Raw genomic sequence first — 13,248 nt, 5'->3', positions numbered from 1 at the left:
CCCAGGAAGAACCCGGGCCCCGTCGGCGTCCGTGCGACTGCCTCGCGTCACGCCTTCAGGCGTTCCACCGCCGCCCTTACCCGCTCGTCCGTGGCGGTGAGGGCGACGCGGACGAACCGCTCGCCGGCCGGGCCGTAGAAGTCGCCCGGTGCGACCAGGATGCCGAGCTCGGCGAGGCGGGCGACGGTGTCCCAGCAGGACTCGTCGCGGGTGGCCCAGAGGTAGAGCCCGCCCTCGCTGTGCTCGATGCGGAAGCCGTGCCCCAGGAGGGCCATCCGCAGCGCGGTGCGGCGGGCCGTGTAGCGCTCGCGCTGGACGCGGACGTGTTCGTCGTCGCCCAGGGCCGCCACCACGGCCGCCTGGGTGGGCGCCGAGGTCATCATGCCGCCGTGCTTGCGGATCTGCAGCAGCGGGCCGAGGACGGCCGGGTCGCCGGCCAGGAAGGCGGCGCGGTAGCCCGCGAGGTTGGACCGCTTGGACAGCGAGTGCACGGCGACGATGCCGTCGTACGAGCCGCCGTTGACGTCCGGGTGCAGCACCGACACCGGGTCGGCGTCCCAGCCCAGTTCGAGGTAGCACTCGTCGGAGAAGACCAGGACGCCGTGCGCGCGGGCCCAGGCGACGATCCGGGTCAGCTCCGCCTTGGGGAGGACCTGGCCCGTGGGGTTGGACGGGGAGTTCAGCCAGAGGAGCCTCAGACCCGTCGGGTCCAGCTTGGTCGGATCGTCGTACGCCTCGTACTCCGCGCGGGCCAGGCGGGCGCCGACCTCGTACGTCGGATAGGCCAGGCGCGGGTACGCCACCCGGTCGCCGGGGCCGAGGCCCAGCTGGGTGGGCAGCCAGGCGACCAGTTCCTTGGAGCCGACGACCGGCAGCACATGGTGGTGGGTCATCTCGCGGGCGCCCAGGCGTCGCTCCACCCAGCGGGTGAGCGCGTCACGCAGTTCCGGGGTGCCCCAGACCGTGGGATAGCCCGGGGAGTCCGCGGCGGCGGTCAGGGCCTTGCGGATCGGCTCGGGGACCGGGTCGACGGGGGTGCCGACGGAGAGGTCGACGATGCCGTCGGGGTGCGCGGCGGCCGTCTTCTTGTACGGCTCGAGCTTGTCCCAGGGGAAGGTGGGCAAGCGTTCGGAAACTGCGGACACGGTCACTGGCTCACTTTCATCCGTGCGCTGTCATCGGTGCGCTTCGATACACGCCGGCACACGCCGGTACGGCAAACGCCTCGGCCCCGTACGGCGCCGATCGGGGGCGATCAGGCCGTACGGGACCGAGGCGGCGCGGGCGCGGGCCGCTTCCGGGCCGCCCGGGTGCTTACGCCTGCGGCGGCAGCGCGGCGATGAACGGGTGGTCGCGCTCGATCAGCCCGAGCTTGCTGGCACCGCCGGGCGAGCCGAGGTCGTCGAAGAACTCGACGTTGGCCTTGTAGTAGTCCTTCCACTCCTCGGGAGTGTCGTCCTCGTAGAAGATGGCCTCGACCGGGCAGACCGGTTCACAGGCGCCGCAGTCGACGCATTCGTCCGGGTGGATGTACAAGGACCGCTGGCCCTCGTAGATGCAGTCGACCGGGCACTCCTCGATGCACGCCTTGTCCTTCACGTCGACACAAGGCTGCGCGATGACGTAGGTCACGCTGTCGTTCCTCCTCGATAGGGCGCTGGCGGGCCTCTTCAGGCTCCGCCGCCTGGCGCGCGGGAGCGCGGCGTCGTCGATGCCCGCCCCTAGTATCTCCGTTCTTGGGCATGATCCGAACAGGAGGGGTGTACCGACCTGTGGAAATATCCGCCGCCGGGCGTCTCGAGGTCCGTATCACCACTACTGACGTGGGCAAACGGGTCTCCGTACGGAGCTTGATCGAACATGGTCCCCCGGGTGGGAGGTTCACCGACGTGGTCGGAGTTCTCACATCATGGGACGACGGCGTGCTGCGGATCACACGGAAGAACGGCGAGAGCGTCCTCGTCCGGGAATCCGCGCTGGTCGCGGGCAAGGTGGTGCCGTCCGCGCCGGCCCGCCGGCGTGGTCCGGCCGCTTCCTACGAGGAGCTGGCGCGGGTCGCCGCGCGGGCGTGGCGGCCCGTGGAGAGCGAGCGGCTGGGCGACTGGGAGCTGAGGGCGGCCGTCGAGCGGCGGGTGGGCTTCACCCGCCGGGCCAACTCGGTGCTGCCGCTCGGCGACCCGGGCGTACCGCTGGACGAGGCGCTGACGACCGTATGCCGCTGGTACGCCGAACGCGGGCTGCCCGCCTACGTGCAGACGGCGACCGGTGCCGAGGGCACGCAGGAGGCGCTGGGCGCGGAGCTGGAGCGGCGGGGCTGGGTGCGGGAGGTGACCGCCGAGCTGTGGGTCGGCGGGCTCGCGCCGGTCGCCGACGCGGGACCTGAGCCGTCCGGCGGCGAACCGGCCGGGGTGGACGTCCTGCTGTCCCGGGAGGCCGACGAGGCGTGGCTGGCGCGTTATCAGCGCCGGGGCGTGAGCGAGGTCGCCCTGAAGGTGCTGGGAGGGGGGTCCCCCCGCTCGGGCCGAGCCGAGAGCGGGGAAGGCCCGTCGGTGTGGTTCGCGACCGTGCCGGCGGGGGGTGGCGTCCCCGGGGACGCCACCCCTGGGGACGGCGGCCCCGGGGACGCCGGCCCTGGGGACGGCGGCCCCGGGGACGGTGCTCCGGGCGGCGCCGCTCCCGCCGCGATCGGGCGGTGTGTCGTGGACGGCCGGTGGGCCGGTTTCGCCGCCGTCGAGGTGGATCCGGCGCTGCGGCGGCGCGGGCTGGCGAGCGCCGTGATGGCCGCGCTGGCCCGGCGGGCGCTCGAGGAGGGCGCGTCGGCCGCCTGGCTCCAGGTCGAGGACGACAACGCGGCGGCCCACGCCCTGTACGGCAGGATGGGTTTCGCCGCGCACCACTCCTACCACCACTACCGCGCGCCCCGGTCGTCGGCTCCGGCCGGTGACGGATCGCCGTGAGAGGGCACGAACCGGTCATGCGCTCCCCCCATCCCCCGCCTCCGGAACGCTCCGCCGAACTGCGGCGGCGGTTCGCCGAGGAGGCCCGGTCCGAGCGGCCGGATCTGGCCACGCTGTGCCTGCTGGTCGGTGCGGCGGCGGACGGCACGCTGGACGAGGCGGGCATCGACGCCGCGCAGATCGAGCTGGACGCGCTGGCCGGCCGCCTCCCCTACCGGCCCGGCACTCCGCGCGCGTGGGCGTCGGCGCTGCGGGAACTGCTGGGCGAGCGGTGCGGTTTCCACGGCGCCCAGGGGGACTACCAGCGTCTGGAGTCGTCGCTGCTGCACGAGGTGCTGCGGCGACGGCGGGGGCTGCCGATCCTGCTGTCGGTGGTGTGGCTGGAGGTCGCCCGGCGGGCGGGGGCACCGGTGTACGGGGTCGGGCTGCCCGGTCACTTCGTGGTCGGCCTCGGGGAAGCCGGTGCGACGGCGGAGGCGAAGCCGGCGGAGGCCGTGGCGCGGGGCGAGGCGGTCCCGGAGCGGCAGGTGCTCGTCGACCCCTTCGAGGGCGGCCGGGTGCTGACCGGGGCCGATACGGAGCTACTGGTCGCCGGGGCGACGGGGGCGCCGCTGGAGCCGTCGATGCTGGTACCGGCCGATCCGCTGAACGTCGTGCTGCGCGTCCTGAACAACATCCGGGCGTGGGCCGAGGCCCGCCCGGAGCGCTCGGACGTGTCGCTATGGGCGCTGGACCTGTCCCTGCTGCTCCCCTCCCGGCCGGCGGAGCTGCGGTACGAACGGGCCCGGTTGCTGGTGCGGCGCGGCGATTTCCTCGAGGGCGCGGACGAGCTGGAGGCGTACGCCGAGGTGGTGGCAGCGGTGGACGAGCCGGCGGCGGACCGGATCCGCGGCGAGGCACGGGCGGCACGGGCACTGCTCAACTGAGGCTCGTCCCGCAAGCCCCACAGACCCTTGCAGGCCCCACAAGACCCCGTCGACCCCACAAGGCCCCGTAGGCCCCGTAGGCCCCGCAGGCCCCGTAGGTCCCGTAGGCCCCGTAGGCCCCGTAGGTCCCGTAGGCCCCGTAGGCCCCGTAGGTCCCGTAGGCCCTACAAGACCCCATCAACCCCGCAGGCCCCGTCGACCCTGCAAGGCCCGCAAGGCCCCATCAACCCCGCAGGCCCCGTCGACCCTGCAGGCCCTGCAGATCTCGCAAGCCCCACAAGCCCCCTCAACCCTGCAAGCCCCGTAAGCCCCGTCGCTCCGGCGAAAGCCCGGCTGTGCAGTCCCCGTGAGACCCCCCTCACACCTCGTTTGACATAGGTATTTTTAGATACCTAATATCTACGGGTGTCCATCAACAGTGCCTCCGACCAGCGCATCGCACACGTGAGCTCCGAGCTCGCGGCGTGCCTTCCCGCGCTGCACCGGGCCCTGGAGCGGCGGGTGGCGAGTGAGTACCCGCACCCGAAGCCGCCCGAGGGGCAGCTGGCACTGCTGCGGTTCGTCGCACAGTATGAGGGCGCCACGGTCCGTGAGGCGGCCGAGGCGCTGCTGATGAAGCCGAACAACGTCAGCACACTGGTCTCCCAGCTCACCGAGCGGGGAGAGCTGGAGCGCCGGCAGGACGGCGTCGACAAGCGGATCGCCCACCTCCACCTCACGGAGTCCTCGCGGCAGCGGATCGCCGAGGCCATCGCCCTCGAGGAGAGTCACCTCGGCCAGGCGATGCTGTCCCTCACCGACGGTGAGCTGGACGCGCTGGGTTCCGCTGTCGGCGCGCTGAAAGTGCTGGCCCGGAGCCTCCGCCCGGCAGTCGGCTGACGAGAGCGTCACCGGCTCGCGCATCGCGCAAGCATCGCGCATCGCGCAAGCATCGCGCATCGCGCAAGCACCGACGGTGAGGTGCTCGTTCGGCGTCCCGCGCCTCCACCCCCTCCTCCTTTCCCCGGGCAGTCGTTACCGGACAGCCCTGGGCACGGCCCCGTGCGCCTCGCTCTGCCCCTGACCGGGCGGGCGGGGGTTCCGGGCCAGCTGCCGGACCGCGGCCCCGCCGTGCAGTTCGTCCGTCCCCCTCAAAGAAAGAAGTGGCTCCTTTCATGGCGTCCACACCCGTGGATCACTCCGCTCCCGACACGGCCGCCCGGTCGAAGTTCGAGCGCTTCCGGGCCAATCCCTGGCTCGCGCTGATCGCCGTGTCGTTCGGCCTGCTCATGGTGCAGCTCGACGGCTCCGTCGTCGCCATCGCCAACCCGGCGATCGGCAAGGACCTCGACGCCAGCACCGCTGAGCTGCAGTGGGTCACCAACTCCTACCTGATCGCGCTCGCCGCCTCGATGATCCTCGGCGGCAAGCTCGGCGACCGGTTCGGCCGGCGCTTCTACTACCTCGCCGGCATCGGCGGGTTCATCGTCACCTCGGTCGCCATCGGCGTGGTCGGCAGCATCGAGGGCGTCATCGCCTTCCGTGCCCTGCAGGGTGTGGCGGGCGGCATCCTGATGCCCAACACCCTGGGCATCCTGCGCGCCGTCTTCCCGCCGAAGAAGTTCGGGCTCGCGGTGGGCATCTGGGGCATGGTCTCGGCCGTTTCGACGTCGCTGGGCCCGATCATCGGCGGTCTGCTCGTCGAGCACGTCAACTGGGAGTCGGTCTTCTTCCTGAACGTGCCGATCGGCCTCGTCGCGCTGGTGTTCAGCGCGGTGGTGCTCGCCGAGTCCAAGAACTCCGGCGGTCAGCAGCGTTTCGACATTCCCGGCGTCGTCCTGCTGGCGGCGGGCATGGTCGCGCTCGTCTTCGGCATCGTCAAGGGCGAGACGTGGGGCTGGACCTCCGCCGGCACTCTTGGCGCCCTCGTCCTGGGTCTGGCGCTGCTGGTCGTCTTCGGCTGGTACGAGACCCGGCAGGAGCACCCGCTGCTGCCGATGCGCCTGTTCCGCAACCGCTCGCTGACCACCGGTGCGGTCATGACCCTGCTGAACTTCTTCGTGATGCTCGGCGGCATCTTCTTCATCATGCTGTACCTGCAGAACGTGCGCGGCTACACGCCGGTCGAGGCCGGTATCAGCACGCTTCCGATGTCGATCGCGTCGCTGTTCGCCTCTCCGATCGGTTCCCAGCTGACCGCCCGCCTCGGCGCGCGGGTCACGATCCCGCTGGGCCTGCTCCTCTCGGGCGCCGGCATGTTCGGCATGCTGTCGTGGAGCGTCGACTCGTCCTACGCGACGATGTGGCCGCCGTTCATCGCGATCGGCCTGGGCGTCGGCATCGTGCTGCCGGCCACCGCCGCCACGATCATCGGCAACGCGCCTGTCAAGGACGGTGGTGTGGCCTCCGGCCTGCAGTCGACCATGCTGCAGATCGGTGGCGCCCTCGGTACCTCGGTGCTGATCACCGTGATCGCCGGCAAGGTCGGTTCCTCGTTGTTCGGCGAGCTGACCGGCGCGGGTGTCCCGACGGGCCTGGCGCACGGTCTGGAGCAGGCCGAGGACGCCGTCACGATGGGTATCGCCCCCGTCTCCGGTGACATGTCGGCGCAGATCAAGGCCGCCGTCATCGAGGGCAGTGGCCAGGCGTTCGTCAACGGTCTGCACGCCGCCGTCACCGTCACCGGCGTCCTGTGCGTCCTCGGTGCCGTGGCCTCCGCCGTCTTCATCAAGGGCCGCGCCGAGGAAGCGAAGGACATGCTCGCCCAGGCCGAGGACGCCGAGGAGCCCGTGGTGCTCGTCGCCGCTCACTGAGCGGGCCACGCGAGGTGCGGGCGAAGGCGCGCACGAACCCGCGGGCGGCTCTGTCAGGACCGGTCTCCGGTCCTGACAGCGCCGCTTTCGTCTGCCCGCGCGCTCCCGGCCGGTCCACGGGACCCCTGTCCCCCGGGCCGTCCCCCGGCCGCCCCCTCAGAGGTTCTCGGCCGTGAGCCGCCCCGAGCGTACGGCGGCCCCGAGCTTCTTGAAGTCCCGTTCGTTGCGGTCGGCGTAGGCCTGGGCGAAGGCCGGGAGGGCGCGGTACGCCCGGACGCAGGTGGTGACCGCCTTGTCCTGCCGCCGCGTCGAGAAGCCGTTGGCGCGGCCCGCGATGACGAGGCTGGCGGCGAGGCGTTTGACGTCCCATTCGAAGGGGCCGGGGAAGGTCTCGTCGAAGTCGTTGATGTCGAAGACGAGGTGCCGTTCCGGCGAGGCCAGCAGCCGGAAGTTCAGCAGGTGGGCGTCGCCGCACAGTTGTACCTCGAGTCCGGTGTGCGGCAGTGTCGCCAGGTCGGCGCCATGATCGCGGCGGCTCCCCGGTAGAACCGGAACGGCGATTCCAGCATGCGCCCGTACCGGATCGGGACCAGTTCGGGTACCCGCGCGGCCGACTGGTGTGCGAGCACGTCGACCGGGTCGAAGCGGTCGGGGCCGGGGTCGAACAGGCCGTGCGCCGAGCGAAGCACGCGGGTGCGGGCCGTCCGGCCCCGGTCGATCCGCTCGGCCGGTGGGAGTGTCGCGGAGACGGCGCTCGGTGTGGTCATGATCCGCCCTCCTGGCTTCGGCGTACGTCCGCTCTCCAACTCACCGCGGCCCGGTCCGTCCGGGATCACCCGTCAGGGGTGAGGCCGCACGGCCGCGGCCGGGGCAGCCTGGTACGGCACGCGCCACCCGCGCCGGATTCCGGACGAAGGAGAGCCATGAGCTCCGCGACCTACCTCGCGTACGACTATCCCCTGCTCGGGGCCTTCTGGACGATGCTGCTGCTGTTCCTGTGGGTCATGTGGTTCGTACTGCTGTTCCGGGTCGTCGCCGACCTCTTCCGGGACGACGAGCTGGGCGGCTGGGCCAAGACCGGGTGGCTGATCTTCGTCATCGTGCTGCCGTTCGTCGGCGTGTTCGTCTACGTCGTGGCCCGCGGCCGGAACATGGGCCGGCGGGAGATCACGCAGGCCCGTGCGCGGCAGAAGGCGTTCGACAGCTACATCAGGGAGACGGCGGCGAGCCCCGGCGGGCAGGCCGGCACCGCCGACGAACTGCACCGGCTGTCCGAGATCCGCTCCCGCGGCGACCTCACCGACGAGGAGTTCGACCGGGCCAAGGAACTGGTGCTGAGCGGCCACGGCGCGGGACACACCCACTGACCACACGCACCCACACGACGAACCCATACGCCGAACGACTACGACGAACGAGTACGAGCAACCTGTACGACAAACGAAAGGGGCGGCGACATGGCTACGGCTCACGCCCATCACACACAGGCACGTGCGCACAGTCCCTCCGCCAAGCGCGAGTGGGCCGGCGGGCTGACCGTCTTCGGCGGCGTCATGCTGATGCTCGCCGGAGTCCTGAACATCGTCCGGGGCATCTCCGGGATCGCCCAGGACGATGTCTTCGTGACCACGCAGAACTACGTCTTCAAGTTCGACCTCACGTCCTGGGGCTGGATCCACCTGATCCTGGGCGCGGTGGCCGTGCTCATCAGCGTGGGGCTGTTCCAGGCCAGTACGTGGGCACGGGTGGCCGGTGTGGCGGTCGGCGGGCTCATCATGATCGCCAACTTCATGTCCCTGCCGTACGCCCCGGTCTGGTCGGTCGTGATGATCGCCCTCTCCGGCGTCATGATCTGGGCACTGTGCACGGTGCGGCGCGGGGACACCTGAGCCGGACGCCCTGGCGCACCGGACGAACGGAGCGTGGTCGCGCCGACCCTGTCCGGGTCGGCGCGACTGCGACATCAGGCCCGGCCCCGGACACCAGGGCCCGGACCCCGGACTACAGCCGGCCCTTCTCCCTGGCCACCCTGGCTCCCTGGCCACCCGGGCCACCCGGGCCGCCTCCGCGCGGTTGCGGACGGCCAGTTTCTGGATGGCGGTGGAGAGGTAGTTGCGGACCGTGCCCTGGGCCAGCTGCAGGGAGAGGGCCGGTTCCGCGTTGGTGGAGCCGTCGGCGGCGGCGAGCGTGGGGCCGATGACCCGCTCCCCCGTCTGGCGACCATCGTGACCTGTACGGGGCCCGGAGGACAGTGCCGGGCGTCCTGATCCCCGCATGACGGATGTCATGCGGGGATCAGGAGGAGGAGCCGGTGCCGGTTCAGCTCGGGTCGGTCTCGATGACCGCGACCCGGTTGGTCGTGCTGGTCAGCGCCTGGCGAAGGGCGACATAGACGTCCTGGGAAGTGACAGGCGTCTTCTCGCCGTTGCCCCGGGTGATGAGCACACCGTCGAACGCCTGGCCGTAAAGCTCCTCCAGGGCCTTCAGGTCGGGCTTGTCGACCAGCTTGCCGTTGACGGCCTCCACCCTGAGGAACTTCCACAGCGACTTCTGCGGACTCATCGGCACCGAGTGTTCCGCGTCGGTCTGCACCGTCACGTTGGCGGACATCGCCGGCTGGGCGAACTCCTTCATCATCCGGTCGACCTCGGCCTTGGAGACCGTGGGTTCCTGAGTGGTGGTCGGAACCTTCACCGTGGACGAGGAACCGGTCTCCACCTGGGTCCGGTACGCCTCCTCGACCGCCTCGGCCGATTTGTCGACGTCGATGCCCGCGCCGGGCTTGCCGTAGACGGCGACGGCCTTGCCGGACTCGAACGTGATCGTGCCGTCGTTGCCGGAGCCGCCGCCCGCGGTCTCCAGGGCGGCGTGCAGTTTCTCCTCGTCGACGGGGATGACGGGGTCCACGACGCGGCTGTTGCCGAAGAGGGAGCCGATGACGGAGACCGGGTTGTAGTCGCTCCGGGCCGCCGCGCCGATGGTGGCGTCGGTGTCGAGCTGGAGTCCGGCCTTGTCCGGCTCCAGTTCGACGGTCTTGTCGCCGACGGCCAGCTTGAGCGGTTCGTTCAGCCGGTCGGCGAGGGCCTTGTCGAGTGTCTGCACGGCCTCGTCGCGGGTGCCGCCGCCGATGTCGACGCCGAGCACGGTGGTGCCCTTGGGCACGTCGGAGTGGTTCATCAGCAGACCGCCGCCGTAGGCGACACCGGCGAGCAGGATCACGGCGCCGCCGAGCAGGGGCAGCTTGCTGCGGCCCTTCTTCTTCGGTGTCTTCGAGGAGGCCGCCGGGGGCGGGGTGGCCGGTTCGGGCTGCCTGGGCGGCGTGTGCGTGCCGGGGCCGTCGGCCGGGAAGCCCGCGTCGAAGGCGGCGCTCGCCGACACGACCGGGATGCCGCTGGTGACGGTCTGCCCGGAGACGTTGTCGTGGCGGGCTCCGTAGCCCGGGGCGCCGGGTTCGGGGGCGGGGAACTGCGGGGTGAGGCTCGCGGTGTCGTCGCCCAGTCCGCCGCCGTGCGGGCCGCCGCCGTGGGGGCCGCGCGGGCCACCGCCGGGCGGCAGGCCCAGCGGGCCGGTCCGACCGGTGCCAGGGCCGGTCGGGGGGCCACCGAAACCACCGGGGCCGACAGGACCACCGGGTCCGCCCTGATCGCCGTACGGCGACTGGCCGGGGTGTCCCGCCTGGCCGCTGCGCGCTTCGAGGTCGTCGTCGGTGAAGAACGGCAGGTCGTCGAGGCGCGGTTCGCCGCCGCCGTTCCCGCCCGCACCCGGGCCCGCGCCCGGACGCGTACCGCCGCTGCCGAGCGGGCCGGCGGCCAGTGCCTCGGTCACGTCGAAGGAACCGGTGCCGCCGCCGTGTCCGGGCGCGACCGGCCCGCCGGTGGCGCCGGAGAGTCCGGAGCCGTTGCCACCGCCGGGTGCGGAACCGTTCGTGCCACCGGGACCACCGAGGCCACCGGGCCGGGGGCCGCCACCCGTCACGCTCATCCCGCCGGACACACCGGCCGGACGTCCACCCGGACGCGCACCGCCACCGAAGGTGCCGGGCGAGCCGGCCGGTGCTGACGGGCCGGGCGCACCGGACGTTCCCGGAGCGCCGCCCACGGGTCCCGAACCGCCCGCCGGACCCGCTCCGTTGCCGGAGCCGCCGCTCGTACCGCTCTTGCCCGCACCGGACTTGCGCGGCGCGAACCAGTCGCTGGCCGGCTTGTCCGCCGGGGCCGCCTGCTGCGGAACCGACTGCTGCGGGGCGGGCCGCGGGCGACCCGTGGCGCCCGGGGCGGGCGCGGTGGAGGGCTCGACGGCGCCTGGGCCGGAACCCGGTCCGGCAGCGGCGCCGCTGCCGGCCCCCAGTGCTCTGGGGGCGCCGGGCGCGGGCGCCGGTGTCCGGTTCCCGGCTCCCCCCTGGGCCGCACCCTGGGTGTCGCCGGCGCCCGTGCCCTCGCCGTCCTTGACGGTCTTGCGCACGACGACCGGCGGAATGGGCCGGGAACCGGGGATGTTGATCCGGATTCTGGTCGTCAGTGTGGTCTCGGTCTTGCGTTCGTCCGCACGTGGGCCGCCCGGCCGCTGGTCGCCCGGGCGCTGTTCGTCCGGCCGTGCCGCGGGCCGGCCCGCGGCCGCCGCCTCACCCGGAACCGCCGGAATTCCGTAGGGCGGGGTGCCCGACGGGTATGCGGCTCCGCCGCGCCCGTTGGGCCCGGTGGACGGAGTGTCAGTTTCACGACTCAAGGCAGGTTCTCCCGGTTGGCTCCGCCGCCCGTCACGACCTCACGGTGGGGGTCTCCCCCAACTCGGCCGGAGCCGAGAGTTCGGGGAGGCTCAGCGGCGCGCGCACAACCATACTGGCCGCATCCGGACCGTATGGCCGGACCGTGGCGGAAACCCCCACCGGAACCGCACGCGCGCACCGCGGCGAAGTGGTACGTCACTTCTCAAGTCGGGCAGGATCGCCCTGCGGTTGCCGCCCCGGCGCGAGGGTGGCGCACATCACAGCGACGGCGATGCCGCCGAGCAGGAAGAGGTAGGAGCCGGCTCCCGCGGCGAACAGGAAGTCGCCTTCGGGGCGGCTGGCGGAGAGCAGGAGGACGACGAGCACCCAGCCGCCGGCGGCCGACGCGGCCCCGGCGCGGCTGCGCAGCGCGAGCGCCCCGCCCAGGCAGAGCCCGGCCTCGGCGGCGAGGGCGAGCAGCAGCCCGCCCGGGAACCACGCGGGCTGTACCAGCGCCCCGGCCACGCCCACCACGGCACCGAGCAGGAACAGCCCCACGCAGGCGGCGATCCGCCCGCCGGAGGGCAGCCGCAGCGGCTGGGCCAGCGCCGATGTGTTCCCGGCCGTCCGGTCGCTCATGCCGTCTCCCCCGCCCCGGCCGCGATCCCGGCGAACAGGTCGCTCTCCCGGCCGAGGGAGCGGGCACCGCGCACCAGCTCGTAGTACTCGGTCGTGAACAGCGGCTGCGCGAGTTCGTTGGAGAGCACGAAGTACGGCGCGTACGGCTCGGCCACGGTGATCTGGGTGGCGTGGGCGCGCATCGCGGCGGCCTTGGCGGCGGCGTACGCGGTGCCGTCGATCGCGGTGGTGACCCGTTCGTCGTCGACGACTCCAGGGACGTCGCCGATCTCGCCCGCCTTGTCGAACGGCAGTGCGGCCAGGTCGTCGTGCAGGCGCGCGAAGGCGGCCTCGGCGACGGAGCGGGGCACCCGGTTCCAGTAGACCTTGGGGATGTCCCATCCGTCCCGGGCGGCGAGCTCGACGGCCCGTATGGCGACGCGGTGCGCCTGGACGTGGTCGGGGTGCCCGTAGCCGCCGTTGTCGTCGTACGTGACGAGGACGTGGGGCCGGACCTCGAGGATCACCTGGGCGAGCAGACCGGCGGCCTGGTCGACGTCGGCCTGCCAGAAGCAGCCGGGGTCGTCGTTGTCGGGCAGGCCCGTCATCCCGGAGTCGCTGTAGCGTCCGGCGCCGCCGAGCAGCCGGAAGTCGTCGACGCCGAGGGCGCGCATCGCCCCGGCCAGTTCACCCATACGGTGCTGTCCGAGAGCGGCGCCGCTCAGGTGGGCCAGTCCGGGCGGGATGACCTCGCCGCGCTCCCCGAGGGTGCAGGTGACCAGGGTCACGTGGGCGCCCTCTGCGGCGTAGCGGGCCATGGTGGCGCCGTTGTTGATCGACTCGTCGTCCGGGTGGGCGTGCACCAGCATCAGCCGCCGGGCGGCGCGGGAGGGGGGTTCCCCCGGCCGCAGGCTGGGAGAGGGCAGTTCCGTCATGGGTTCCACCCTATGAGGCGCCCGGCCTCCCTCGCCCCCACCCAGGGCGCCCGTCACCCGGTCTCGTGGTCCGGGTCGGTGGCTCCCTCCCTCCGCCGGCGGAGCCGTGGGGAGGCCGCTGCCACACCTGGCGCGGGGCCGGCAGGCGCGGAGAAGACGAGCCCACGGGCCACCCGAAATATCTGGCCTTTCCTCGTCGAACGCCGCACCACGGCCCGCTTCCCCCGCCCGGGGCACCCGGGCGGCACGCCCGACGCGCCGCAGGCCTGATTCCCTGCCTCAATGGTTCTCCTGGCCCCGCACGGACAGGCCAAC

General features: G+C 72.6%; 11 protein-coding genes and 2 pseudogenes. 6 read left to right on the top strand and 7 right to left on the bottom strand.

Going from position 1 to position 13,248, the window contains the following annotated elements:
* Window positions 1–47: 47 nt before the first annotated feature.
* Window positions 48–1,145: a bifunctional succinyldiaminopimelate transaminase/glutamate-prephenate aminotransferase gene (locus tag V4Y04_RS24505; protein WP_332430469.1), complete on the bottom strand. Its 1,098-nt coding sequence runs from the start codon at window positions 1,143–1,145 to the stop codon at window positions 48–50.
* Window positions 1,146–1,314: 169 nt separating this feature from the next.
* Window positions 1,315–1,632 (bottom strand): ferredoxin, encoded by a 318-nt coding sequence (gene fdxA, locus V4Y04_RS24500; RefSeq protein WP_055572727.1) that lies wholly within the window; start codon window positions 1,630–1,632, stop codon window positions 1,315–1,317.
* Between the two features lie 140 nt (window positions 1,633–1,772).
* On the opposite strand from fdxA, the gene V4Y04_RS24495 reads away from it, so the two are divergent.
* The 4 genes from V4Y04_RS24495 (at window position 1,773) to V4Y04_RS24480 (ending at window position 6,675) form a co-directional block, all read left to right on the top strand.
* A complete protein-coding gene (locus V4Y04_RS24495; protein ID WP_332430468.1) occupies window positions 1,773–2,957 on the top strand; it encodes a GNAT family N-acetyltransferase in 1,185 nt (394 codons plus the stop codon).
* 17 nt (window positions 2,958–2,974) lie between these two features.
* Window positions 2,975–3,883: a transglutaminase-like domain-containing protein gene (locus tag V4Y04_RS24490; protein WP_332430467.1), complete on the top strand. Its 909-nt coding sequence runs from the start codon at window positions 2,975–2,977 to the stop codon at window positions 3,881–3,883.
* A 405-nt stretch (window positions 3,884–4,288) separates the two neighbouring features.
* Window positions 4,289–4,762, top strand: a complete 474-nt coding sequence (locus tag V4Y04_RS24485; RefSeq protein WP_332430466.1) for a MarR family winged helix-turn-helix transcriptional regulator — start codon at window positions 4,289–4,291, stop codon at window positions 4,760–4,762.
* A gap of 275 nt (window positions 4,763–5,037) precedes the next feature.
* Window positions 5,038–6,675 (top strand): MFS transporter, encoded by a 1,638-nt coding sequence (locus tag V4Y04_RS24480; protein ID WP_332430465.1) that lies wholly within the window; start codon window positions 5,038–5,040, stop codon window positions 6,673–6,675.
* 261 nt (window positions 6,676–6,936) lie between these two features.
* Here V4Y04_RS24480 and V4Y04_RS24475 read toward each other — a convergent pair.
* Window positions 6,937–7,442: pseudogene (locus V4Y04_RS24475) on the bottom strand (DUF2252 family protein); the annotation flags it as partial.
* 156 nt (window positions 7,443–7,598) lie between these two features.
* Between V4Y04_RS24475 and V4Y04_RS24470 the strand changes: the two are divergent.
* On the top strand, window positions 7,599–8,042 hold the full coding sequence (locus V4Y04_RS24470; RefSeq protein WP_332430464.1) for an SHOCT domain-containing protein: 444 nt from the start codon (window positions 7,599–7,601) through the stop codon (window positions 8,040–8,042).
* 90 nt (window positions 8,043–8,132) lie between these two features.
* Window positions 8,133–8,564, top strand: a complete 432-nt coding sequence (locus V4Y04_RS24465; RefSeq protein WP_332430463.1) for a DUF7144 family membrane protein — start codon at window positions 8,133–8,135, stop codon at window positions 8,562–8,564.
* A gap of 135 nt (window positions 8,565–8,699) precedes the next feature.
* On the opposite strand, the pseudogene V4Y04_RS24460 reads toward V4Y04_RS24465, so the two are convergent.
* From V4Y04_RS24460 to mshB, 4 genes and pseudogenes are all read right to left on the bottom strand, one after another.
* Window positions 8,700–8,885, bottom strand: a pseudogene (locus V4Y04_RS24460) (LuxR C-terminal-related transcriptional regulator); the annotation flags it as partial.
* Between the two features lie 109 nt (window positions 8,886–8,994).
* Window positions 8,995–11,400 carry a hypothetical protein gene (locus tag V4Y04_RS24455; protein WP_332430462.1) on the bottom strand — a complete coding sequence of 802 codons (2,406 nt, stop codon included), beginning with the start codon at window positions 11,398–11,400 and terminating at the stop codon, window positions 8,995–8,997.
* A gap of 196 nt (window positions 11,401–11,596) precedes the next feature.
* Window positions 11,597–12,019 (bottom strand): DUF6113 family protein, encoded by a 423-nt coding sequence (locus V4Y04_RS24450; protein ID WP_332430461.1) that lies wholly within the window; start codon window positions 12,017–12,019, stop codon window positions 11,597–11,599.
* Window positions 12,016–12,933 (bottom strand): N-acetyl-1-D-myo-inositol-2-amino-2-deoxy-alpha-D-glucopyranoside deacetylase, encoded by a 918-nt coding sequence (mshB, locus tag V4Y04_RS24445; protein ID WP_332430460.1) that lies wholly within the window; start codon window positions 12,931–12,933, stop codon window positions 12,016–12,018. Before mshB ends, V4Y04_RS24450 begins: the two co-directional genes overlap by 4 nt.
* Window positions 12,934–13,248: the final 315 nt, after the last annotated feature.

This window comes from Streptomyces sp. P9-A2 (genome assembly GCF_036634175.1).
In the GTDB taxonomy this organism is placed as follows: Bacteria; Actinomycetota; Actinomycetes; order Streptomycetales; family Streptomycetaceae; genus Streptomyces; species Streptomyces pratens.
Note: the sequence above shows the minus strand (reverse complement) of the source record. Positions and strands in the feature narration are given on the sequence as shown.

Excerpts from the sequence above, each read along its gene's own strand:
- V4Y04_RS24450 (WP_332430461.1), bottom strand. The coding sequence starts at position 12,019 with ATGAGCGACCGGACGGCCGGGAACACATCGGCGCTGGCCCAGCCGCTG.
- V4Y04_RS24490 (WP_332430467.1), top strand. The coding sequence starts at position 2,975 with ATGCGCTCCCCCCATCCCCCGCCTCCGGAACGCTCCGCCGAACTGCGG.
- V4Y04_RS24470 (WP_332430464.1), top strand. The coding sequence starts at position 7,599 with ATGAGCTCCGCGACCTACCTCGCGTACGACTATCCCCTGCTCGGGGCC.
- mshB (WP_332430460.1), bottom strand. The coding sequence starts at position 12,933 with ATGACGGAACTGCCCTCTCCCAGCCTGCGGCCGGGGGAACCCCCCTCC.
- V4Y04_RS24465 (WP_332430463.1), top strand. The coding sequence starts at position 8,133 with ATGGCTACGGCTCACGCCCATCACACACAGGCACGTGCGCACAGTCCC.
- V4Y04_RS24480 (WP_332430465.1), top strand. The coding sequence starts at position 5,038 with ATGGCGTCCACACCCGTGGATCACTCCGCTCCCGACACGGCCGCCCGG.